This is a genomic window from Nonomuraea maritima, assembly GCF_900100395.1.
GTDB classification, from domain to species: domain Bacteria; phylum Actinomycetota; class Actinomycetes; order Streptosporangiales; family Streptosporangiaceae; genus Nonomuraea; species Nonomuraea maritima.
Genome location: NZ_FNFB01000019.1, coordinates 43,157 through 64,361, shown reverse-complemented (window position 1 = coordinate 64,361; position 21,205 = coordinate 43,157). Strand labels below are relative to the sequence as shown.

General features: G+C 71.3%; 24 protein-coding genes and 1 tRNA gene. 10 read left to right on the top strand and 15 right to left on the bottom strand.

All coding sequences use genetic code 11. The annotated features are described in order from the left end of the window. Positions 1-44 precede the first annotated feature (44 nt). The 4 genes from BLR04_RS26080 (at position 45) to serS (ending at position 3,999) form a co-directional block, all read left to right on the top strand. Positions 45-1,247: a glycosyltransferase 87 family protein gene (locus tag BLR04_RS26080; RefSeq protein ID WP_245740527.1), complete on the top strand. Its 1,203-nt coding sequence runs from the start codon at positions 45-47 to the stop codon at positions 1,245-1,247. A gap of 16 nt (positions 1,248-1,263) precedes the next feature. Beyond that, positions 1,264-1,683 (top strand): DUF4446 family protein, encoded by a 420-nt coding sequence (locus BLR04_RS26075; protein ID WP_245740526.1) that lies wholly within the window; start codon positions 1,264-1,266, stop codon positions 1,681-1,683. Between the two features lie 68 nt (positions 1,684-1,751). Next, positions 1,752-2,675, top strand: a complete 924-nt coding sequence (gene pheA / locus BLR04_RS26070) for a prephenate dehydratase (protein ID WP_090770052.1) — start codon at positions 1,752-1,754, stop codon at positions 2,673-2,675. 61 nt (positions 2,676-2,736) lie between these two features. Then, entirely contained in the window at positions 2,737-3,999 is a 1,263-nt protein-coding gene (serS, locus tag BLR04_RS26065) for a serine--tRNA ligase (RefSeq protein ID WP_090770050.1), read from the top strand. On the opposite strand, the gene BLR04_RS26060 is transcribed toward serS, so the two are convergent. Together BLR04_RS26060 and BLR04_RS26055 are read right to left on the bottom strand one after the other, a co-directional pair. Continuing rightward, entirely contained in the window at positions 3,983-5,374 is a 1,392-nt protein-coding gene (locus BLR04_RS26060) for a hypothetical protein (protein ID WP_143022205.1), read from the bottom strand. The two genes, serS and BLR04_RS26060, sit on opposite strands and share 17 nt — an antisense overlap. A 427-nt stretch (positions 5,375-5,801) precedes the next feature. After that, entirely contained in the window at positions 5,802-6,005 is a 204-nt protein-coding gene (locus BLR04_RS26055; RefSeq protein WP_020542378.1) for a cold-shock protein, read from the bottom strand. Between the two features lie 224 nt (positions 6,006-6,229). On the opposite strand from BLR04_RS26055, the gene BLR04_RS26050 reads away from it, so the two are divergent. Then, positions 6,230-7,015, top strand: a complete 786-nt coding sequence (locus BLR04_RS26050) for an HAD family hydrolase (RefSeq protein ID WP_090770045.1) — start codon at positions 6,230-6,232, stop codon at positions 7,013-7,015. Here the strand turns inward: BLR04_RS26050 and BLR04_RS26045 are convergent. Together BLR04_RS26045 and BLR04_RS26040 are read right to left on the bottom strand one after the other, a co-directional pair. After that, complete coding sequence (locus tag BLR04_RS26045) at positions 7,006-7,515, bottom strand: bacterial proteasome activator family protein (protein ID WP_090770044.1); 510 nt, start codon at positions 7,513-7,515, stop codon at positions 7,006-7,008. The genes BLR04_RS26050 and BLR04_RS26045 overlap by 10 nt on opposite strands. Positions 7,516-7,520: 5 nt before the next feature. Beyond that, positions 7,521-8,477 carry an NAD(P)H-quinone oxidoreductase gene (locus BLR04_RS26040; RefSeq protein WP_090770042.1) on the bottom strand — a complete coding sequence of 319 codons (957 nt, stop codon included), beginning with the start codon at positions 8,475-8,477 and terminating at the stop codon, positions 7,521-7,523. Positions 8,478-8,591: 114 nt separating this feature from the next. On the opposite strand from BLR04_RS26040, the gene BLR04_RS26035 reads away from it, so the two are divergent. After that, positions 8,592-10,880, top strand: a complete 2,289-nt coding sequence (locus BLR04_RS26035; RefSeq protein WP_245740525.1) for a nucleotide-binding protein — start codon at positions 8,592-8,594, stop codon at positions 10,878-10,880. A gap of 44 nt (positions 10,881-10,924) precedes the next feature. Here the strand turns inward: BLR04_RS26035 and BLR04_RS26030 are convergent. The 7 genes from BLR04_RS26030 to BLR04_RS26000 form a co-directional block, all read right to left on the bottom strand. After that, a tRNA-Ser gene (locus BLR04_RS26030) sits at positions 10,925-11,011 on the bottom strand. Positions 11,012-11,076: 65 nt separating this feature from the next. Next, on the bottom strand, positions 11,077-11,922 hold the full coding sequence (locus BLR04_RS26025; protein ID WP_090770040.1) for an NUDIX hydrolase: 846 nt from the start codon (positions 11,920-11,922) through the stop codon (positions 11,077-11,079). An 11-nt stretch (positions 11,923-11,933) separates the two neighbouring features. Continuing rightward, complete coding sequence (locus BLR04_RS26020) at positions 11,934-12,665, bottom strand: M15 family metallopeptidase (protein WP_245740521.1); 732 nt, start codon at positions 12,663-12,665, stop codon at positions 11,934-11,936. A gap of 29 nt (positions 12,666-12,694) precedes the next feature. Further along, a complete protein-coding gene (locus BLR04_RS26015) occupies positions 12,695-13,162 on the bottom strand; it encodes a universal stress protein (RefSeq protein ID WP_090770038.1) in 468 nt (155 codons plus the stop codon). A gap of 12 nt (positions 13,163-13,174) precedes the next feature. Then, entirely contained in the window at positions 13,175-13,411 is a 237-nt protein-coding gene (locus tag BLR04_RS26010; protein ID WP_090770036.1) for an SPW repeat protein, read from the bottom strand. Continuing rightward, a complete protein-coding gene (locus tag BLR04_RS26005; protein WP_090770034.1) occupies positions 13,408-13,836 on the bottom strand; it encodes a hypothetical protein in 429 nt (142 codons plus the stop codon). The genes BLR04_RS26010 and BLR04_RS26005 overlap by 4 nt, the downstream gene beginning before the upstream one ends. Beyond that, positions 13,833-15,632 (bottom strand): MDR family MFS transporter, encoded by a 1,800-nt coding sequence (locus BLR04_RS26000; protein ID WP_090770032.1) that lies wholly within the window; start codon positions 15,630-15,632, stop codon positions 13,833-13,835. Before BLR04_RS26000 ends, BLR04_RS26005 begins: the two co-directional genes overlap by 4 nt. A gap of 94 nt (positions 15,633-15,726) precedes the next feature. Here BLR04_RS26000 and BLR04_RS25995 point away from each other — a divergent pair, with 94 nt between their 5' ends. After that, positions 15,727-16,308 (top strand): TetR/AcrR family transcriptional regulator, encoded by a 582-nt coding sequence (locus BLR04_RS25995; RefSeq protein ID WP_090770030.1) that lies wholly within the window; start codon positions 15,727-15,729, stop codon positions 16,306-16,308. Positions 16,309-16,382: 74 nt separating this feature from the next. Further along, positions 16,383-17,369 (top strand): LLM class flavin-dependent oxidoreductase, encoded by a 987-nt coding sequence (locus BLR04_RS25990; RefSeq protein WP_090770028.1) that lies wholly within the window; start codon positions 16,383-16,385, stop codon positions 17,367-17,369. A 7-nt stretch (positions 17,370-17,376) separates the two neighbouring features. Here the strand turns inward: BLR04_RS25990 and BLR04_RS25985 are convergent, their stop codons facing one another. Then, entirely contained in the window at positions 17,377-17,826 is a 450-nt protein-coding gene (locus BLR04_RS25985) for a hypothetical protein (protein WP_143022204.1), read from the bottom strand. Then, entirely contained in the window at positions 17,813-18,601 is a 789-nt protein-coding gene (locus BLR04_RS25980) for a PAS domain S-box protein (protein ID WP_143022203.1), read from the bottom strand. The genes BLR04_RS25985 and BLR04_RS25980 overlap by 14 nt, the downstream gene beginning before the upstream one ends. 154 nt (positions 18,602-18,755) lie before the next feature. On the opposite strand from BLR04_RS25980, the gene BLR04_RS25975 reads away from it, so the two are divergent. Continuing rightward, a complete protein-coding gene (locus BLR04_RS25975) occupies positions 18,756-18,974 on the top strand; it encodes a hypothetical protein (RefSeq protein ID WP_143022202.1) in 219 nt (72 codons plus the stop codon). 2 nt (positions 18,975-18,976) lie between these two features. Here BLR04_RS25975 and BLR04_RS25970 read toward each other — a convergent pair whose 3' ends face one another. Next, positions 18,977-19,810: an SDR family NAD(P)-dependent oxidoreductase gene (locus tag BLR04_RS25970; RefSeq protein ID WP_176903285.1), complete on the bottom strand. Its 834-nt coding sequence runs from the start codon at positions 19,808-19,810 to the stop codon at positions 18,977-18,979. A gap of 112 nt (positions 19,811-19,922) precedes the next feature. On the opposite strand from BLR04_RS25970, the gene BLR04_RS25965 reads away from it, so the two are divergent. Further along, positions 19,923-20,498 carry a TetR/AcrR family transcriptional regulator gene (locus tag BLR04_RS25965; RefSeq protein WP_090770017.1) on the top strand — a complete coding sequence of 192 codons (576 nt, stop codon included), beginning with the start codon at positions 19,923-19,925 and terminating at the stop codon, positions 20,496-20,498. 4 nt (positions 20,499-20,502) lie between these two features. On the opposite strand, the gene BLR04_RS25960 is transcribed toward BLR04_RS25965, so the two are convergent. Beyond that, complete coding sequence (locus tag BLR04_RS25960) at positions 20,503-21,171, bottom strand: macro domain-containing protein (protein ID WP_090770015.1); 669 nt, start codon at positions 21,169-21,171, stop codon at positions 20,503-20,505. Positions 21,172-21,205: the final 34 nt, after the last annotated feature.

The following is a 21,205-nucleotide window of genomic DNA, read 5'->3' as shown; positions in this document are numbered from 1 at the left end:
GTGTTTGCCCGCGATCGACAACAGCCACGGTAACGTCCCACATCGTGACAAGTGGCAAGGTGCGTGTGGGACGGCGGCAGTGGTGGGCCTGGGCGGTGGTGGCGCTCGTGGTGGTGGCCGCCGCGGCGCCGCTGGTGCACTCGTGGCTCACCAACCCCGACGACCAGCGCCTGGTGGACCTGGACGTCTACCGTACCGGGGGGCAGATGCTCCTCGAAGGACGGCCGCTGTACGACTACGTCACCCCTGCCCCGCAGCTGCTGCCGTTCACGTATCCGCCCGTGGCCGCGATGATCGCCGTGGTGCTGGCCAAGATGTCGTGGGAGACCGCCCAGTGGGTGTGGACGGCCGGGATCTTCGTGGCGCTGGCCGTGACCGTCGGGTTCGCGTTCCGCGAGGTCCTGCGGGGGCGCAGGTACGCGCCGTGGCTGTTCGCACTGCTCATGGTGATGGGCACGTACCTGATGCCGATCAGGGACCAGGTGCGGTTCGGGCAGGTCGACATCCTGCTGGTGGCGCTGTGCCTGGCCGACTGCGTGGCCAAACGGCCCTGGTGGCCGCGCGGCTTCCTGATCGGGCTCGCCACGGCGGTCAAGCTGACCCCGGGCGTCTTCCTGATCTACCTGCTGGTCACGCGGCAGTGGCGGACGTTCTTCATGGCGTCGTTCACAGCGGCGGTGCTCACGCTGCTGCCGTTCGCGGTGATCCCGCGCGACGCGGCAGGCTTCTGGTTCTCGGCGCTGCTCGACCCCGAGCGGCTCGGCGCCAACGCGGCCACCACCAACCAGTCGATCCGCGGCATGCTGATCCGGCTGTACTGGCCCGAACTGCTGACGTCCGCGCTCTGGCTGGTGCTCGTGGCCGTGGTCGCCTGGTACGGCTTCCGCGGCGCGCGCGACGCCCACGACAGGGGCGACCCGATCACCGCGGTCGCGCTCGTCGGGCTCATGGCGGTGCTCATCTCGCCGGTCGCCTGGATCCACCACCTGGCCTGGGTGGTGGTCGTGCTCGCCGCCGTCGTCGGCGACGGCCGCGACCCGGTACGGCTGCGCGTGGCGGCCGGCGTGTGGCTGTACTACGTGGTGCCCGTGCCCTGGTGGGGCGTCTCGCTGAAGGCCGCCGACATCCCGGGGGTGAGCCTCGTACTGGGCAAGATCGTGCAGAACGGGTACGGACTCGGGGCGATCGTCCTCGTGTGGCTGCTCGTGTCGTGGCTGCCGAAACGACGGCAGACCGCTTTGCCGTGACGTTACCCTGCGTGGTGTGCTCATTACCGGTTGGATGATCGTGGGCCTCGTCGCCGGCGTCAGCGGCGTGCTGATCGGCTATCTGGCGCTGCGCGAGGCGCGGGCCACCGTCGAAGAGGGGCGGCGCATGCTGGCCCGGCAGCTCAGCGAGGTCCCGGGCGACCTGAAGGCCGTGCGCGACGTCGCGGTCTGCCGTTACGACGCGCTCTCCGAGATGACCGGGCGGCTGTCGTTCTCCGTGGCGATGATCAACGGGCTGGGCGACGGCATCGTGCTGACGTCGATCAACGGGCGCAGCGAGACCCGTACGTACGTGCGCCCGGTGGTGGGCGGCAAGGGCGAGGAGCCGCTGTCGCCGGAGGAGGAGGCGGCGGTGCGGGCGGCGCGCCTCGGGCTCGGGCCTGTGGTCGCCCGGCGCGCCGCCGAGACGCCGTAGCGTCTCACTGTGTGGACGCGTGGGCGAATCAGCGACATATGCCCTCGACCTGCGGATACTCTGGACGCATGCCCAGACTCGCCTATCTCGGCCCCGAAGGGACCTTCACCGAAGAGGCCCTGCGGCTCCTCGACCCCACAGCCGAGCGGCTGCCGTGCGCGAGCGTGAGCGCCGCGCTGAACGCCGCCCGCGCGGGTGACGCCGACGGCGCCGTCGTGCCGCTGGAGAACTCGATCGAGGGTGCCATCACCACGACGCTCGACGAGTTCGCCTGGGGCGAGCCGTTGATGATCAACGCTGAGCTGCTCCTGCCGGTGCGGTTCTCGCTGCTGGCCCGGCCCGGCACCGATATTCCGCACATCAAGCGGGTCTACACGCATCCCGCGGCCATCACGCAGTGCCGCGCCTACGTCTCGCGCGAGCTGCCCGACGCCGTCGTGGTGGCCGCGCCCTCCACGGCCGCCGCGGCCCAGGAGGTGGCTCTGCCTGGCTCGCCGTACGACGCGGCGATCGCGGCTCCCATCGCCGGCGAGCACTACGGGCTCGTCGAGCTGGCCTCCGACGTCGGCGACAGGTCCGACACCGTGACCCGGTTCGTCAAGGTCGGGCGGCCGGGCGCCGCGCTGCCGGAGGCGACCGGCTCCGACCGCACCACGCTGGTCGTCTTCCTGGCCGACGACCGTCCTGGCGCGCTGCTGGAGATGCTGACCGAGTTCTCCGTACGCGGGGTCAACCTGACGCGCATCGAGTCGCGGCCGACCGGCGACGGCATCGGGCGCTACTTCTTCCACTTCGACTTCGAGGGTCACGTCGCCGACGCGCGCGTCGGCGAGGCTCTTTCCGGGCTGCACCGCATCGCGGGCGAGGTGCGCTTCCTCGGCAGCTACCCGCGGGCCGACGGCGTGGCGCCGCAGGTCAAGCGCGGCACGAGCGACGGCGAGTTCGCCGAGGCGGGCGACTGGCTGGCCCGCATCCGGGCCGGACGCCTCTGATCGGGATGGTTCACGGCTTATAGGTGAGCGCGACGGGCCGGTGCGCCGGTAGCCTTTCTCTGTGATTGACCTGCGTACCCTTCGTGAGGATCCCGACCGGCTCCGGGCGTCGCAGCGCGCCCGCGGCGAGGACGACTCGGTCGTCGACGCGCTGCTCGACCTCGACGGACGTCGCCGATCGGCGCTGACCTCGTTCGAGTCGCTGCGCGCCGAGCAGAAGAGCATGGGCAAGTCGGTCTCCAAGGCGCAGGGCGAGGAGAAGGCCGCGCTGCTCCAGCGGGCCAAAGACCTCGCGGGCCAGGTCAAGGCGGCCGAGGCCGAGGCCGAGAAGCTGGCCGGCGAGCTCGACGCGCTGCTGCAGACCGTGCCCAACATCGTCGAGGAGGGCGCGCCCCCCGGCGGCGAGGACGACTACGTGGTGCTCGAGACGCACGGCGAGCCCCGGGTGTTCGACTTCGAGCCGAAGGACCACCTCGAGATCGGCGAGGCGCTCGGCGCCATCGACATGGAGCGGGGCGCCAAGGTGTCCGGCTCGCGCTTCTTCTTCCTGAAGGGCGTCGGCGCGCGGCTCCAGCTCGGGCTGCTCAACATGGCGATGCAGCAGGCCATCGAGGCCGGGTTCATCCCCATGATCACCCCGGTGCTGGTCAAGCCCGAGACCATGGCGGGCACCGGTTTCCAGGTGGCCCACGACAAGGAGATCTACCACCTCCCCGAGGACGACCTCTACCTGGTCGGCACCTCCGAGGTGTCGCTGGCCGGCTACCACGCCCGCGAGATCCTGAGTGGCGGCGACCTGCCGCTGCGCTACGCGGGCTGGTCGTCCTGCTTCCGCCGCGAGGCGGGCTCGTACGGCAAGGACACCAGAGGCATCATCCGGGTCCACCAGTTCGACAAGGTCGAGATGTTCTCCTACGTCCTGCCCGAGGAGGCTCACGCGGAGCACCTTCGCCTGCTCGAATGGGAGAAGGAGATGCTGGCCAAGATCGAGGTGCCGTACCGCGTCATCGACACCGCGGCCGGCGACCTCGGCATGTCGGCCGCCCGCAAGTTCGACTGCGAGGCGTGGATCCCGACCCAGGGCCGCTACCGCGAGCTCACCTCGACGTCCAACTGCACCGAGTTCCAGACGCGGCGGCTCGGCGTCCGCTACCGCGACAAGGACGGCAAGCCGCAGCCGCTGGCCACGCTCAACGGCACGCTCGCCACGACCCGCTGGATCGTGGCGATCCTGGAGACGCACCAGCAGGCCGACGGCTCCGTGGTGGTGCCTCAGGCGCTGCGCCCCTACGTGGGGCTCGACGTGCTCACGCCCGCCAAGTGAGCCCTTCCGCGTGAGCGCGGCGGGCGTCGTTCCTTACGAGGGCGGCGCCCGCCAGCAGCACGAGCGCGGTGAGCACCACGGCGATCGCGGTGGCCGCCGCGTGGCTGTCCGGCGTGCCCTGCGCCCAGCCAGTGAAGGGCGTGTAGACGCTCGCGTACACGAGCGGGCCGCCCAGCACGCCCACGACGATCGGCAGGGGCCTGGCCCGTCCGGCGACGATCAGCACGACGCACGCCACGGCGCACACCGGTAGCGCGAGCAGGGCCGCGACGGACGGCAGCCCGCCCAGCGCGGGCAGGTTGTCGGCGAGCCACCCCCGCACCCCGCGCGCGGCGAACGGGTGCGCGATCACCGGCACGCACACGCACGCGACGGCCGCGAACGCCGTGTAGGCGCGGGCGTAGCGGCGCAGACCCGCCCCTGCGCCGCCGAAGAGCAGGCACACGGCGAGGAAGAGCGCCACGTTCCGCTCGGGGGTCAGATCGACGTCGGCGGGCTCGCCGTCGGGCCAGCCCACGCGCCGCCACGTGCCCGACGGGTCGCGGACGAGGATGCCGTCGGAGCCGTTCGCGACGACCACGACATGACCTTCCGGGCGGTGCTGGACGGCCAGGGCCACCGAGGCCGGGCGGGCGGCCGGGTCGTGGCGCCGGGTGATCCGCTCGACCTCCTCGGCGGACGGCGCCCACGCGAGGCGCCACGTCGCGCTGCCGTCGTCCGACTGCTCCACCACGAGCCGGTCGCCCGCCACCCGGTAGCAGCGCGTGCTCCGGTACGGCACGCAGCGGGCGCTCCACGGCCGCACGTCGGCCGGGCCGACGCCGAGATCCCACGTACGGCCGCCGTCCTCGGTCGACCACGTGTCGCCGTCGGCGGTGTGGACGGTGATGCGGCCGTCCCGCTCGTCCACGGCGACGGCCGTGGGCGGCCTGGGCTCGGCGGAGGTCGCGGTGGTCGCGAGGACCGCGAGCGGGATCGTCACGAGGGCCAGGGTCCGGCGGGGCGGGCCGGTGCGGAGGCTGCGCCGGCGTGCCCACCAGGCGAGGGCGAGCGCGGGGATGGCCAGGAGGTCGGTGGGATCGGCGAGGACGCGCGAAGGGCCGCCCACGAAGGTCCAGATATGGGTGGCGAGCTCGGCGCCCGTCTCCGTGGTCTTCACGAGCGCGAACACCACCCCGGTCAGTACGGTGGCCGCCAGGTCGGCGCGGCGCGGGAGCACGAGCGCCAGGAGGGCCGGGGCCACGAGGAGCCCGGCCACGTCGCTGAGCTTGCCCGTGAAGAACCCGGGCCAGGACTGCTTGAGCAGATGGTCGCTGACCAGCAGGACGAGCACCCCGGCCACGGTCACGGGGTGGCATAACCAGGAGTACCTCATGCACAGGTTGACGGCCCACCCCTGCCCCGGGTTCGCCCCGAGCGCAACCCGTAACCGTCCTGACACCACTCCGGAACAGCGCGCTGTGCCGGGCGAGCGGCCCTTGGGACGAGGCTCTACGGGTCGCTGCCAGGAGTGGCCCTGTGTGGGCGACGGGCGCGTGGCCGGGCGCTTCCGGAGGGCCTGCCCGGGGTCCTCGTCGGGTGCTCCAGCGCGGTTGTCGGCTGGGCGCGGTAGGGGGTCTCGCGCTGTTGTGGGAGGGCCTGCTCGGGGACCTCATTGTGGGTGCTGTCGCCGGGTATCGGCCGGGGGCGGGCGCCGCACGCCTGTGCGGGGGGGTGTGGGGGATGCGGGCGGGGGATGCAAAGACCGGGGCCCGCTGGGAACGGACCCCGGTCTGTGTTGCGGTTAATGCAGGTGTTTCAGGTCAGATGGAGCGGACCTGAGAGGCCTGGGGCCCCTTCTGGCCCTGCGTGATCTCGAACTCGACCCGCTGGCCGTCTTCAAGGCTGCGGTAGCCACTGCCGACGATCTCGGAGAAGTGCACGAACACGTCCGGCGCACCGCCGTCCGGGGCGATGAAGCCGAAGCCCTTCTCGGCGTTGAACCACTTGACGGTTCCCTGAGCCATAAAAGCTCTCCCTCAGGATGATGAATCTATGGGACCCACACCTCGTGAGTCCCGGTGTGTCGTACAGCAAGCACCCGGGGTGGCTCAGACAAAGTCATGCTGGTTTTCACAACGGGATCAGCTAATACAACGCCAACCCATCTAACACCATTCTGGAGCGTTGGTGTTCCCGTCCCATCGAAGATTTCTGTCGCGTGGCATCACCGGGCAAACTGGAACCTGTTATGCGAAGCCTTCCTGAGCCGCGCCTCGTGGCCACCGACCTGGATGGAACCGCCCTGCGTACGGACGGAACCGTGTCTCCCCGCACCGCCGCCGCCTTCGCCAAAGTCGAGGAATCCGGCGCCATGCTCGTGTTCGTGACGGGTCGCCCGCCCCGGTGGATGGGGGCGGTCGCGGGCGCCGTACGGCACCACGGGCTCGCCATCTGCGCAAACGGCGCCCTGATCTACGACCTGCATACCGAGCGGATAGTGGAATCCCACCTCATCACGGTGGATGTGCTCGCGGAAGTCGTCGCTCAGCTAAGAGCGAACGTCCCCGAACTGCTATTTTCGGTCGAGTATGAAGCCGGTTATGCGCACGAGTCGGATTTCCCCCATGCGGGCTTGGGAACTGCCGTCGCCGATTCGCTCACCGGGCGTCCGTGCGCCAAGCTGCTGGCCCGGCACGCGGGCTTGGGGGCGGACGAGTTGCTGGCCGCCGTGCACGCGGTCGTGGGGCACCTCGTGACCGCCACCCACTCGTCGCGCAAGGGGCTCGTCGAGATGAGCGCCCAGGGAGTGACCAAGGCGAGCGCCCTGGCCGCGCTCGCCGGCGAGCACGCCATCGCGGCCGCGCACAGCGTGGCCTTCGGCGACATGCCCAACGACCTGCCCATGCTGAGCTGGGCAGGCACGTCGTACGCGGTCGCCAACGCCCACCCCGACGTGCTGGCCGTGGTCGATCACGTGACCGCGACCAACGACGACGACGGTGTGGCGCTGGTGATCGAGAAGCTCTACAGGTAGGGGCCAGAGCCGTGGGGCCGCTGCTGGTCGTCGCCGGGCACGCCCGGCAGCGCCCTGCGCATCTGCTCCAGCTGAGCGCGGGCGGCCATCTGCTGGGCGAACAGCGTGGTCTGGATGCCGTGGAACAACCCTTCGAGCCAGCCGACCAGCTGGGCGTGCGCGATGCGCAACTCGGCCTCGCTGGGCGGCGTGCCGTTGTCGTCGGTGAACGGGAGCGACAGGCGCTCCAGTTCGTCGACCAGCTCAGGGGCCAAGCCGTCCTCGAGCTCCTTGATGGAGGACTCGTGGATCTCCTTCAACCGCTTGCGGCTGGCCTCGTCGAGGGGAGCCGCGCGGACCTCCTCGAGAAGCTGGCGGATCATGCTGCCGATGCGCATCACCTTGGCGGGCTGCTCGACCAGGTTGGTGACCGAGCGATCCTCCTCGCCGTCATCGCCCTGACCTTGGAAGTCAGGGCCTACCACCACGATGTGGGGGGTGTTGTTGTCCTCAGCATTCATAACACTCACCGTACTAGCAGGATCTTGCCGACGTGCTCTCCGGAATCCAACATCCGGTGCGCTTCCGCGGCGTCCGCCATGGGCACCTCGGCGTGCACGACCGGGCGTACCGCACCGGCCGCGACCAGCGGCCACACGTTGTCGACGACGCTGCGGACGATGACGCCCTTGTCGTCGACCGGACGCGCGCGCAGGGTCGTGGCGTGCACGGCCACCCGCTTCGACAGCATCGCCCCGAGGTCGATCTCGGCCTTGCGGCCGCCCTGCAGGCCGATGATGACGAGCCGGCCGCCGGTGTTCAGCGCGCGGATGTTGCCCGCCAGGTACCTGCCGCCCATGATGTCGAGGATGACGTCGGCGCGGACCCGCTCGGAGAAGTCGTCCTCGCGATAGTTGATCACTTCGTCGGCGCCCAGCGCCCGCACCCGCTCGGCCTTCTCCGCCGAGCCGACGGTCGTGACCACGCGGGCCCCGAGCGCCTTGGCGAGCTGGATCGCGAACGTGCCGATGCCGCTGGCGCCGCCGTGCACGAGCAGGGTCTCGCCCTTGCGCAGGCGTCCGATCATGAAGACGTTGGACCACACGGTGCACGCCACCTCGGGCAGGCCCGCGGCCTCGCGCGGCGACACCCGCTCGGGTACGGGCATGACCTGCTGCCAGGGCACCGCCACGCGCTCGGCGTAACCGCCGCCGGCGAGCAGGGCGCACACCTCGTCACCCGGCTTGAACTGTTCGACGGAGGCGCCGACCTGCGCCACCACGCCCGAGACCTCGAGCCCCGGGTAGGGGGACGTGCCGGGGGGCGGATCGTAGAAACCCTGCCTCTGCAGGACGTCGGCGCGGTTGACCGCCGAGGCGGTCACGTCGATGAGCACGTCTCCTGGTCCGACGCTCGGTTCGGGCACCTCGTGCCACTTCAGCACCTCGGGTCCGCCGGGCTCGGTGATCTCAATGGCTCGCATGTGAACCACGGTAGCCGGGCAAAGAAGTGGTGAGTTGCCGGACTGCTCGGTAAGCGCTCACGTTAACCTGCAAGGTATTTGCTGCCCCTTTAGACCCACCCGAGGGGGAACACGGTGGCACGACACGATCGAGAAGAATCTCTCGAGGAGCAGCTGGCCTGGCTTGACGCAATCAAGGAGGAGGAGACTCCGGTCTCCGTCGGAGCTCCTGCCGCGTCGGCGGACGAGCCGGCCGCTTCGCCGTACCCCAAGGACCCCTGGCGGCTGGTGCCCGAGCACGAGGCACCCACGCCGCCGCTGTTCCGTACGGCGGCTTCGGCGCGCGACGCGGCCGAGGACGGCACTTCAGGGGACCTTCCGGCAGGCGGCGCCGTGGAGGCGTCCGTCGAGGGCGCCGGGAACGCGTTCGACGCGCCGCTGAAGCCGCTGCCGCGGCCCGACGACACCGACACCTACCGGTTGTCGTTCACTCCGCCTCCGCTCTCCTCGCCGGACGACCGGCAGGAGGAGACGGACGCGGGGGCGCGGTCGTGGTTCGACAAGCCCTCCGCCGACGCGGCTCCCGAGGTGAGCCCTGTCGAGGGCGCTGCCGACGGCCTTGTCGACGGCCCTGTCGACGGCGCCGTCGAGGCCGAGGTGTCCGACGACGTCACCGGGAAGATCGTCCGGGAGGACGGCGAGCGGTTCACCTGGGCGGCCACGCCGCCGCGCGACGAGCCGCCGCAGTGGCCCGAGCCGGTGCGGCCGGAGGAGGAGCGTTCCGCGCGGCCGGCCGATTCTTCGCCGGCCGGGCCGCGCGGTGACCTGCCGCAGTGGGCCGGGACGTCCGAGACGCTGCCCCGCACCAGCCTGCCGCAGTGGGCAGAGCGGGAGTCCGACCCGTCGGAAGAGCGCTCGCCGTGGGGCGAGCCGCGCGAGGACCGCGCGGAGTCGCCGTCCTCGCGGCCTGACCTGGACGAGGCTCCCGTCCCCGATGAGGTGCGCGGCTGGACCGGTCCGCAGGCCCGTCCCGAGCCGGCGGTCGCTCCCGATGAGGTGCGCGGCTGGACGGGCCCGCAGGAGCGGATCGACGTCGGCGGTCCCGCCGAGGCGCGGGACGACGACGCGGCGTCGGACGAGTGGGGCGCGCGGTCCGAGTGGCGGTCCGCCGACGAGGGAAGCGGCCCTCGGTCCGAGCGGCGGCACGACGAGGCAAGTCGTCAGCCCGAGTGGCGGCACGACGACGAGAGCGGTCGTCAGTCCGGGTGGCCCGCCGATGAGGAGGCGGGTCGCCAGTCCGGGTGGCCCGCCGACGACGATGCCGGTCGTCGGGCGGGGCGGTCTGCTGACGAGGAGGCGGGTCGCCAGGCCGGGTGGCCTCCTGAGGAGCGGGAGGCCGAGTGGCGGGGTGCTGAGCGGGAGCCGGTGTCGCGGCGGAACAGCAATGCTCCGGTGCACGTGTTCACCGCGCCGCCGCGGCCGCCGGTCACCGGACGGCCGTCGGTCGACAGCCTCGACCCGGACACGCTGCTGCGCGGACGCCGTAACGCCCCCTCCAAGGGGTGGCGCCGCGTGGTGTACAAGGCGTCCGGCGGCTGGATCAAGCCGGGTGAGCCGCCGGAGGAGCGCCGCCGCCGCGAACTGCTCACCAGAGCCCGTACGCCCGTCACCAGCGGTCACCACCGCGTGGCCGTCCTGAGCCTGAAGGGCGGCGTGGGCAAGACCACCACGACGGTCGGGCTGGGCGCGACGCTGGCCCAGGTCCGCGGCGACCGCGTCATCGCCGTCGACGCCAACCCCGACCGGGGCACGCTGTCCGACAAGCTGACGCTGGAGACGTCCGCCACCGTGCGCGACCTGCTGAACGAGCGCGACCAGGTCAAGCGGTACGTGGACATCAGGGCGTTCACCTCGCAGGCGCCCTCGCGCCTGGAGGTGCTGGCCTCCGACCGTGACCCGTCGGTCTCCGAGGCGTTCAGCGGGGCCGACTACCAGGCCGTCGCCGAGGTGCTGGAGAACTTCTACTCGATCTGCATCACCGACTGCGGCACCGGGCTGCTGCACTCGGCGATGGGCGGCGTGCTCGGCATGGCTGACCAGATCGTGCTGGTCAGCTCGCCGTCGGTCGACGGCGCCCGGGCGGCCTCGGCCACGCTCGACTGGCTGGAGGCGCACGAGTACGGCGACCTGGTGAAGAGCGCCACCGTGGTGCTGTGCAGCGTCCGGCCGCGCTCGAAGTCGGCGGTCGACATCAAGAAGCTGGAGGCCCATTTCGCCGCCAGGTGCCGCGCGGTCGTGCGGGTGCCGTACGACCCGCATCTGGAGGAGGGCGCGGAGATCGACCTCGACAGGCTGCAGGAGTCGACGCGGGAGGCGTACCTGAGGCTGGCGGCCAGCGTGGGCGACGGTTTCGCGGGGAAGTGAGGGTCAGCCGCTCCGGCCCCGGGCCGGGGCGGCTGTACCGGGAGCGGAGGGTGTGGGATTCGAACCCACGAGGCCATCGCTGACCTGGCCGCTTTCAAGGCGGCTGCACTCGTCCACTATGCGAACCCTCCCGGTGCGGAAACCACGATAGCGGCTGCGCGGCGGGGATGTACGTCCGGATGCCGTCGATCTCCGGCTACCGGCGCAGCCGGGACAGCAGCCATTTCGGGCCGGCGGTCTCGGCGCCCAGTTCGCCGACGCGTTGCCGCAGCGCACGGTCGGCGGTGACGACGAGGACGCGTTCCCACGGCTCGGCCCGGCGGACCACGTCGACGATGGCGTCGTCGCCGCTGCCGGTGGCCGCGGCCACCTGGATGCCGGGCACGTCGGGGGCGCTCCTGGCGGCGCCCTCCACCACGGCCACGATCCGCGGGTACCACCGGGAGAGCACCGGGTGTTCCAGCCGGAGCCCGGCGACGTCGTGGAGCAGCCGGGTGGCGGCGCCGAGCCGGTCGCTCCACCAGCCGCGCTCGGCGCGCGCGCCGACGATGTTGGCCACGTCGAGCACGATGGTCTCGGGCCGGATGGCGCCTTGGACCTGCTGCCAGGTGGCGGCGAACCCGGGATGCAGCCGGAGCCGGGCGATCTCGGGCAGCGGCAGCCAGCGCATCTCGGTGCTCTCGCTGTTGGCGGGCGCGGCGGCGAGCAGCTCGGCGGAGGCGGCGATCACCGTCTCGAACGTCCACCCGCCGTGGTCGTCGAGGTAGACGCCCTGCACCCGGAGCTCTTCCGCGCGCAGCGCCGCCTCCTCGCGGGCCTCGCGGAGCGCGCCGGCGACGGCGTCCTCGTGGCTGTCGCGCGCGCCCCCGGGCAGCCCCCAGGTGCCGCCGTGGTGGCTCCACCAGGAGCGTTTCTGCATGAGCACGTGCGGCACGCCGAGGGCGTCGTGGTGGACGGCCAGCAGCCCGGAGGCGCCGTGGACGCCCCAGTGCCGGTGGCCCTGGGCGCATTCGGCCCAGCCGTCGCCGTCGCGCGCCGCCATCAGTGCTCCTCTCAGCCGCCGCCCTTGCTGAAGTGCTGGTAGTCCTTGTCGCCGGAGAAGTACCCGCCCCACTCCCAGCCCACCTGGGAGAAGATCTTGACGACCCGGTCGCCGGGGTTGATCACGCCTTTGCCCTGCAGCGGGCGCTTGGTGAACTTCCTGGCGTTGGCGTGGGAGGTGCCGCCGCTCGCGGTGACGTACGGGTTCTCACGAGGGTTGATGTCGATGGCCTCGCCGTACGCGTGGTTGGACCAGTTGGGCGAGTTGTCGACCCGGCGGCAGTTGAAGGCCGAGGTGTTGTCGGCCTCGATGGAGTCGAAGTCGCTGGCCTTGTAGGCGTCGACCAGCTTCATCCGCCTGATCGGCCAGCGCCGGTCGTACAGCTTCTTGAAGGCTTTTCTGATGTCGTCGGTGACGTTCTTGCGGACGACCAGCTCGCCGGTGTGCGGCCGGTTGTCGAACCCCCAGTACGTCAGCGTGACCAGGCGCAGGTCGCGGTAGCTGACCGGGCAGCCGGGACGCCAGGAGTAGGGCAGCTGGTCACGCGACACCCGCGCGACCGCGGCGGTGAACTCGGGCGGGGCGCTCGGGCTCGGGCTCGGCGTGGCGGTGGGTGCCGGTGAAGTCGAGGTGGTTGACGTCGAGGTCGGTGTGGGTGACGGCGTCGGGACAGCGGCCGGCTTCGCCGCGCCGCACGCGACCGAAGCGATCACCGCGAACGCGATGGCGGCTGTGCGCTTCATCCAGCCACCATATGCGACGTCGTAGCTGGTCAGGGCACCACCAGCACGGTACGGCGGGCCCGCTTGGCCAGCCTGGCCGCCACCGAGTGCCACGACGAGCGCGAGCGTCCCACGATGATGGCGTCGGCCTTGTACGCCTCCGCGAGCGCCTCCAGCTGGCGGGCGGTGTCGCCGCGCACGTTCACGAACGCCCAAGGGACGGGCCAGCCGACGAGCTCGGTGCGCAGGTCGTCGCGCAGGTCGACCGCCGAGTCGGGGATGATCGGCGACCCGGCGAGGAACCACAGTGTGGGTGTGATGAGCGCCTCGACGAAGGCGACGAGGAGCGCGGCGTCGTCCCTGCGGGCGAGCCCGGCCGCGTACGCGAGGGCGTTTCTGCTCGGTTCCGATCCGTCGTAGCCGACGACGAGCAGGCGCGCGCCGTCCTTGCCGATCTCGAAGTGCCCGCTGAGGGCCGGGCCTGGTTCCCAGCGAGGGTCCTCGCCTGTGCGGGACACGACATGTCCCGGTCAGTGGTCGGCGTGCGTGCCGCGGGCGGCGAGTTCGCGCAGCAGGTCGGCCGCGTAGGTCACCAGGGCCACGAACCCGACCGCGGCGAGGCCGCCGCCGATCCACAGGTCGTTCACGGTGGCGTCGGCGTACTCGTCGCCGCGCGACTGGTAGCCGACCACGAACGGCGCGGCGACCAGCCACAGGCCCCCGAGGAACAGCAGGACGAGGGCGCTGACGCCCAGCTTGGCTCTCATCGGTTCTCCTCCGTTGCGACCAGGGGGCCCGTGCCGTTGTGGCGGTGCTCGCCGCTCGCGCGGGGGCCGTGGTGCAGGTCCTCGCGCAGCGCCTCGACGAGGGGGGCCAGCAGACCGGCCAGCTCGGCGGATGACACCTGCGACGGGACGGACGCCACCACGGGCTCGGGCTCGGGTTCCGGTTTGCGCCTCGGCTCCACCAGCCCGCGCGCGACCAGGGTCTCGCGGATGGCCAGCGCGAAGGCGACCGCGCCCGCGAGACCGACGACGGCCACGCCGAGACCGGTGAAGAACTCGGTCAGGGTGGCGTTCGTCCAGTCCGCGCCCTCGGGCTGCGTGCCGAGGGCGAAGGGCGCGATCATCAGCCACAGCCCGGCGAGCATCGCCAGGGCCGCGACGACCGCTCCCACGAACGTGCGAATCATGGTGAGGTTCCTCCTGAGACGAGGTCTTTCCGGGGCGGCGAGGCCTGCGCGATCAGAGCCCGCGACGTGGGGCGCAGGATGGTCCTGGCCACCGCTCTGGCCCGCTCGCGTTCGGGACGCTCGTCGGGAGGGGCCATCCTGGCGACCGCGGTGAGCAGGGCGGAGCGCTCGCCGTTCGCGCGTTCGACGCGCTGGGCGACGAGTTCGAGCAGCAGGCCGGCGAGCACCAGATCGTCCCTGGTGAGCGGCGCAGGCTCGGGTGCGCTGCCGCCGCGCAGGGGCAGTTCCTTGAGCAGCGCGGCGGCCAGGAAGCCGAGCAGGGCGACGGGCACGCCCACCAGGAACACGGTCTCGAGGCCGCGCGTGAACGACTCGAGCACGATGGTCCTGATCGGTCCTGGCAGGTGCTGGATGGCCGCGGGGCTGCCGAGCTTGACGTCGGAGCCGCCGGGGACCGCGATGTGCGCGGCCTTCAGCATCTCGGCCATCTCGTCCTTGAGGCGGCTGTTCAGGATGGCGCCGAACGCCGCCACGCCGACGGCGCCGCCCAGCGACCTGAAGAACGACACGCCTGCCGTGGTGGCGGCCATGTCGCGCAGCTCGGAGCCGTTCTGGGCGGCCAGGATGAGCATCTGCATCGACAGGCCGAGCCCGACGCCGAGGACGCCCACGTCGAGGCCGATGGTCCACTGGCTGGACTCGACGTGCAGCCGCGACAGCAGGAACAGGCCGAGCGCCACGAGCAGCATGCCGACGACCGGGAACACCTTCCACCGGCCGGTCGTGGTGACGATCTTGCCGGAGATCACGCCGGAGACGAACAGCGCGAAGACCATGGGCAACGTCATCAGGCCCGAGTTCGTGGGGCTGAGGCCCTTGACGATCTGCAGGTACTGCGGCAGATAGATCATCGCGCCGAACATCGCCATGCCCACGAACAGGGAGGCGAGGCCGGTCAGCACGAACGTACGGTTGCGGAACAGCCGCGGCGGCAGGATCGGGTCGCGCGCGGTGCGCTCGGACAGCACCGCGAGCGCCAGCATGAGCAGGCCGAACGCCGACAGGGCGTACGTCCAGACCGAGTTCCACGCGAAGTCGTTGCCGCCCAGCGTCAGCAGCAGCATGAGCGCGCTCGCGGCGGCCGTGATCGTTGTGGCGCCCCAGATGTCGATCGAGGTGTCCCGCTTGACGCGGGGGAGCTTGAGCACCTTCTGGATCACGATGAAGGCCGCCGCCGCGAACGGCACCACCACGTAGAAGCACCAGCGCCAGCCGAGCCACTCGGCGTCCACGATGAAGCCGCCGAGGAGCGGTCCTGCCACGGTGGAGATGCCGAAGACGGCGCCCATGTAGCCGGAGTAGCGGCCGCGTTCGCGCGGGGAGACGATGTCGCCGAGGATCACCTGGGACAGGGCCGACAGCCCGCCGACGCCGAGCCCCTGCACGGCGCGGGCGGCGATGAGCTGCCCCATGTCCTGCGACAGGCCGGCCACCAGGGACGCCGCGACGAACAGCCCGAGAGCGGTCTGGAAGAGCAGCTTGCGGCCGAACAGGTCGGACAGTTTGCCCCACAGGGGCGTGGACACGGTCATCGTCAGCATGGTCGCGCTGGCGACCCACGAGTACTGGTCCTGGCCGCCGAGCTCCCCCACGATCGTCGGCAGCGCCGTGCCCACCACCGAGGTGGAGATCATCGACGTGAGCATCGCGAGCATGAGCCCGGACATGACTTCGAGGATCTCGCGGTGGGTGTAGTGCCGCCTCGCGGGGGACGCGGCCTGTGCTTCGGGCACCACGGCACCACATCCCTTTCCCGGCGTCGTCCCAACCGAGTATACGCTCGTTTACTAGCCGTCCGGCAAGCCCTGGTTCGTTGAGTAGAGTGCGGGCATGAGTCCCCAGGTGAGCGAGGCCAGGCCACGCGACCGAGAGGCCACCAGGGAGCGGATTCTGCAGGCGGCGCGCACGCTGTTCGGCGAGCACGGCTACGAACGCGTGACCGTACGCATGATCGCGGCGTCGGCGGAGGCCAACATCGCCCTCGTCGGGCGCTACTTCGGCTCCAAGGCGGGCCTGTTCGCCGCCGTCCTCCAGGGCGAGCCCGACCTGCACACGCTGTTCGAGGGCGACCTCGAGAGCCTGCCGCGCCGCCTCGCCGAGTACACCGCAGAACGCATGCAACACCCGTCGGACAGCCCGATCGTGCGCACGCTCGAACGCTTCGCCAGCCACCCCGAGGTGCGCGACGTCGCGAGGGAGCGCCTGATCACCGCGGTGCTCAGCCCGCTCGAAGCGAGGCTCACGGGGCCCGACGCGGGGGCGCGGGCCAGGATGGCCACCTCGATCTTCCTCGGCGTCAGCGCCATGCGCCGCCGCATCGGCCCCCGTACGCCGACGCGGGCCGACGTCGACCGCCTGACCGCCGTCTTCGAGGCGTGCCTGGCCGATGGGCCACAGGGCGCCGTGGAATGACGAGGTGAAATAACCGGGCGGGCGCGGCTGTTGCTTGTCCAGGTCTAACCGGCTCTGCGAAAGGCGCGTACACGATGGCTCTCCCGCTGTCCATCCTTGATCTGGCGCACATCGGCGAGGGCGAGACGGCGGGCGACAGCTTCGCCGCCAGCGTCACGCTGGCGCAGCGCGCCGAGGAGCTCGGCTACCAGCGGATCTGGTACGCCGAGCACCACAACATGGACAGCATCGCGTCGTCGGCCACGAGCGTGCTCATCGCCCACGTGGCCGCCCACACCCGGACGATCCGCCTCGGCGCGGGCGGCGTCATGCTGCCGAACCACTCGCCGCTGACCATCGCCGAGCAGTTCGGCACGCTGGAGACGCTCCACCCCGGGCGCATCGACCTCGGTCTCGGCCGCGCACCCGGCAGCGACCAGCAGACCATGCGGGCGCTGCGCCGCACGCCGACGTCCGCCGACGCGTTCCCGCAGGACGTGCTGGAGCTGCAGGGCTACCTGACGGGCGAGACGCTGATCCCCGGCGTGCACGCCACGCCAGGCAAGGGCACGAACGTGCCGCTGTACATCCTCGGTTCGTCCCTGTTCGGGGCCCAGCTGGCCGCCATGCTGGGGCTGCCGTACGCGTTCGCCTCGCACTTCGCGCCCGACGCGCTGGAGGAGGCGGTCGCGCTCTACCGGCGCGAGTTCAAGCCGTCGGCGCAGCTCGACGAGCCGTACCTGATCGCGGCGCTCAACGTGATCGCGGCCGAGACCACCGAGGAGGCGCAGCAGCTGTTCCTCGACTCCAAGCGGCAGCGGGTGAGCAAGTTCCTCGGACGGGGGCGCACGTTCACGACCGAGGAGGCCGACATGATCCTGGCGTCGCCGGCCGGTCAGCAGATCGCGCGGATGGCGAAGTACTCCGCCGTCGGCGACCCCGGCGAGGTGAAGGCGTACGTCGACCGCTTCGCGGAGCACACCGGGGCCGACGAGCTCATCGTGGCCTTCTCGGCGCCCGAGCGGAAGGCGTGGCTGCGCTCGGCGGAACTGCTCGCCCAGGTCTACGGCCTCACCGGCTGACCGGGCCTCACTCCTGCCGCTGTGGCACCCGGTAGGGGCCGGTCAGCTCGGACGTCGGCGCCGGTGACAGGCCCGCCGCGAGGAGCTGGGCGCGCAGCGCGAAGACCGTGCGTTCGAGGGCGCGGATCTGGGCCTGCAGGCGGCGGATCTGCTCGCGCATGGCCGTCGAGGAGCTCTGCTCGTGGGCCAGGTCGGTGCTCACCTGTTTGGCCTGGTCCTGGATCCGGTGGAGCTGTTTCTCCATCTGGTTGAGCGCGTCCTCGTAGATGGTCTTGGCGCGCAGGAACGCCTCGGCGTCGACCTTCGAGCGCTCGAGCTCGGCCTGGCGCTCGACCTGGAGGATCGTGGTCTGCTGGGTCTTGTGGTTGGCGTCGGTGGCGGACCGGAAGGCGAGGTAGGCGACGCCGAGCGGGACGATGCCGATGGCGATCTGGATGATGATGTCACTCAACAGCATTGCCGGCTCCCATGGGCTGGATCACCCCGGTGTAGGTGATGCCGTCGTCGCCGTGCCAGGCGTTGACGGTCAGCGCGACGGGGAACTCGCTGCCGTCGCTTCGCATGGCCACGAGCGGGATGAGGCGGCCCGTCAGCTCGGAATGTCCGTCGGCGCACACCCGGGCGAGCGCGGCCATGTGCGGGCCACGGAGGCGGGGCGGCATCAGCATCGTCAGCGGGCGGCCCACGGCCTCCTCGGTGTTCCAGCCGAACATCGCCGCGGCCTGCGGGCTCCACGACTGGATGACCCCGGCGGCGTCGGCCACGACCACGGCCGCGTTCATGGGCGCCGCCCCGGGCAGCAGGTCGGGCTGGTGCGCGCACTCGGGCCAGGTGGCGATCAGCGCGATCCAGCCGCCGAACGCCAGCCACACCGCGCCGCCGACCCAGCCGAGCGGGTTGTCGCCGGTGAACGTCGAGATCAGGTGGATCAGGCCGTACAGCAGGAGCAGTGCGGTGGCGGCGGCGAAGGCGATGCGGTCGGAGCGGGCGAACATCTGCAGCAGGCACAGCGCGCCGGTGGCGTACCAGGCGAGTGCCCAGGCGGGCAGCGGCGCGATGGCCGTCAGGACGGTGTAGGCGGGCGTGGCGGCGAGGCCGGGCGGCGCGAACAGCAACGACCCGGCGACGGCGAGGCACAGCAGGCCGACGAAACCCAGCGAGGCGCCGCGCCGCCCGACGCGTCGCAGGACGCGGCGGAGCGGAAACGTGCCGAGAACCGATCCGTTACACACGGTCATTACGTTAATGCAGATCGTAAGCGGAATGGCGTTTCTCGTGGAGTGGTGCGCGAGCGGGCAGTTCCGTCCGAAGAGGCATCATGACAGGCCGTTTCCGGCATAACCGTTAAGGCTGGACCAGCTCGCGGCGGTTCGTTACTGTGACCGCATGACTACACTCCGCGACGATGTGGACGCCGTGCGCGCGGCGTTCCCCGACTGGTCGCTGTTCGTCAGCGACGAGGGCATCTACTACGCGACCCGGCGTGGCGTCCGTCTCACCGACGACGACATCCACCGGGGCCTGCACCAGACGGTGAGCGCGGGTGACCTCGCCACCGTCGTCGCGCTCCTCGAGGATCAGGAGCGGCTGGCGCCCGTCGTCTGACCTCAGATGCTGCGGTGTCCGCTGACGGCGGCGCGCAGCTCGGCGAGCCTGGCCCCGATGGCGGCGTCGAGGGCCAGCGGGTCGCGGGCGTTCAGCTCCTCGGTGCTGCGGCGCTCGGGCGTCTGGGTGTTGATGTCGATCTCGCGGCGCTCCAGCGCGGCCACGATCTCGGCGGCCACGGCGGGGGCAGGGCGCTGGGCCCAGCCGAGGTCCGCGCCGGCCTTGCTGGTGGTCATCATGGGTGTGTCCACCGGGCCGGGGTAGACGGTGGCGACGTGGACGCCGCTGCCGTACAGCTCGCGCCGGATCGCCTCGTCGAAGCGGGCGAGCCCCGCCTTCGTGCCCGCGTACGTGGCGTAGAAGGGCTGGCCGACGAGGGCGGAGGCCGAGGCGATGCCGAGGATGGCCGCGTTCCCGTGCCGTGCGCCGGCCTCGCGCAGGTGCGGCAGCGCCGCCCGGGTCGCGAGGATCGGGGCGAGCAGGTTGAGCCGGATCATCGACTCGATGTCGGCGGGGTCGATGTCCTCCAGCGGCGCGGCGCGTACGTTGCCCGCGTTGTTGACGAGCACGTCGAGGCCGCCGAGCGCGATGGCCGCCTCGTTGACCACGCGGTCGGGCTCGCCCGCCTCGGTGAGGTCGGTGGTGACGACGACGGCCGAGCCGCCGCGTTGGGCGACCATGGCCGCGGTCTCGTCGAGCGGGCCGGGGCGGCGGCCGGCCAGGGCCAGCAGCGCCTGCCGGTCGGCAAGTTCGAGGGCGAGGGCGCGGCCGATGCCGCTGCCTGCTCCGGTGATGAGGACCTTGCGGTGGCCGAGGTCGAGGCGGGACGGGCTCATGAACGGCTCCTGCCTGTGTTGTGCCAGGTCACAGCGTATTTTTGACACACCTGTCAATTGGCAGGCAAGCATACTTTGACGAGAGTGTCAAACAAACCGTAGGCTTTTTCGCATGGTGGGACAGCGGCAGTTCAACGAGCGGCGCGCGCTTGAGCGGGCCCGTGAGGTCTTCTGGTTGAAGGGCTACGGCGCGACGACGATGCAGGACATCGCGACCGCGTCCGGCGTCCTGCGCGGGTCGCTCTACAACGCCTACCGCGACAAGGAGACGCTGTTCCTGCGGGCGTACGAGGGCTACGCCGAGGAGATGCTGGAAGAGACGGCCAGGGCGCTCGCCCACCCCGACGTCGAGCAGGCGCTGCACGACTTCTTCGACTTCACGATCACGTCCATGACCATGGGTGTCCCGCCCCGGGGATGCCTGACGACGAAGACCGTGGTCGACACCAGGGCCGACGACGAACGCATCCGCACCGCGGTGCGTGACCTGCTCGACGGCATGGAACGGCTGCTGCGCGAGCGGCTCTCGGCCGAGGAGGCCCGCGCGCGGCTCGCCCTGCCGCCGGAGGAGGCGGCCCGCGTGCTCATCACGATGACGCGGGGCATCGTCGTGATGGAACGGGTCCACCAGGACCCCGCGCGCCTGCGGTCCACGGCCGCCTCGCTCGTCACGGCCCTGCTGCGCTGAGCCGTCAGCTCTGCGGGGTGACGGGCGGCTTGATCCGCACGCGCTCCTCGGGACGGCTCTCGACCGCGCCGAGCTGCTCCAGGATGGTGGCGCGCAGCTCGTCGTAGCTGGTGAAGCAGTGGTCGTTGAACAGGGTGTAGCCCGTCCACATCAGATTGGCGCACACGCGCGGGTGCACCTGGCCGGTCTCGGCTCCCATGCCGACCAGCGCCACCGACCGGATGCTGCCCGGCTGCGCGGCGTTCTGCATGTGGACGGCCTGGAAGGCGGCGGCGCACGCGAGCGCCACGTTGAGCGTCTGGCTCACGTCCTGCGCCGAGGCCACCATCGTCGGCGTCGAGATGAGGAACTTCGGGTTGGTCGCCCCGGACGGCACGCACACGGCGCTGCCCACCGGCAGCGAGCCGCCGAACCGGTCCTTGATCGCCCGCTGGACGCGCAGCTGGATGCCCGCGCCGAGGTGGTTCTTGATGACCTTGTCGACTCCGCCGTCCATGCGGCCCTGGGCGTTGGTGGGGCTGACCCAGGCGTCGACGTGCTCGTTGAGGAGCGACCCCTTGTGGATCTCGATCTCCGGGGTGTCGGCGAACGCGGCCAGCCACGACTGCACCACCTTCGCGTTGACGTCGACCAGCACCACTCTGAGCGGCTGGGGGACGGGCTTGACGGTCATGGCGCACTCCGTGAGAGGAAGGGGGTCTGAACGG

Coding starts and splice junctions, on each gene's coding strand:
- pheA (WP_090770052.1), top strand. CDS start 1,752: ATGCCCAGACTCGCCTATCTCGGCCCCGAAGGGACCTTCACCGAAGAG.
- BLR04_RS26060 (WP_143022205.1), bottom strand. CDS start 5,374: ATGAGGTACTCCTGGTTATGCCACCCCGTGACCGTGGCCGGGGTGCTC.
- BLR04_RS26055 (WP_020542378.1), bottom strand. CDS start 6,005: ATGGCTCAGGGAACCGTCAAGTGGTTCAACGCCGAGAAGGGCTTCGGC.
- BLR04_RS26050 (WP_090770045.1), top strand. CDS start 6,230: ATGCGAAGCCTTCCTGAGCCGCGCCTCGTGGCCACCGACCTGGATGGA.
- BLR04_RS26045 (WP_090770044.1), bottom strand. CDS start 7,515: ATGAATGCTGAGGACAACAACACCCCCCACATCGTGGTGGTAGGCCCT.
- BLR04_RS26040 (WP_090770042.1), bottom strand. CDS start 8,477: ATGCGAGCCATTGAGATCACCGAGCCCGGCGGACCCGAGGTGCTGAAG.
- BLR04_RS26025 (WP_090770040.1), bottom strand. CDS start 11,922: ATGGCGGCGCGCGACGGCGACGGCTGGGCCGAATGCGCCCAGGGCCAC.
- BLR04_RS26020 (WP_245740521.1), bottom strand. CDS start 12,665: ATGAAGCGCACAGCCGCCATCGCGTTCGCGGTGATCGCTTCGGTCGCG.
- BLR04_RS26010 (WP_090770036.1), bottom strand. CDS start 13,411: ATGAGAGCCAAGCTGGGCGTCAGCGCCCTCGTCCTGCTGTTCCTCGGG.
- BLR04_RS26005 (WP_090770034.1), bottom strand. CDS start 13,836: ATGATTCGCACGTTCGTGGGAGCGGTCGTCGCGGCCCTGGCGATGCTC.
- BLR04_RS25995 (WP_090770030.1), top strand. CDS start 15,727: ATGAGTCCCCAGGTGAGCGAGGCCAGGCCACGCGACCGAGAGGCCACC.
- BLR04_RS25990 (WP_090770028.1), top strand. CDS start 16,383: ATGGCTCTCCCGCTGTCCATCCTTGATCTGGCGCACATCGGCGAGGGC.
- BLR04_RS25985 (WP_143022204.1), bottom strand. CDS start 17,826: ATGCTGTTGAGTGACATCATCATCCAGATCGCCATCGGCATCGTCCCG.
- BLR04_RS25975 (WP_143022202.1), top strand. CDS start 18,756: ATGACTACACTCCGCGACGATGTGGACGCCGTGCGCGCGGCGTTCCCC.
- BLR04_RS25970 (WP_176903285.1), bottom strand. CDS start 19,810: ATGAGCCCGTCCCGCCTCGACCTCGGCCACCGCAAGGTCCTCATCACC.
- BLR04_RS25965 (WP_090770017.1), top strand. CDS start 19,923: ATGGTGGGACAGCGGCAGTTCAACGAGCGGCGCGCGCTTGAGCGGGCC.
- BLR04_RS25960 (WP_090770015.1), bottom strand. CDS start 21,171: ATGACCGTCAAGCCCGTCCCCCAGCCGCTCAGAGTGGTGCTGGTCGAC.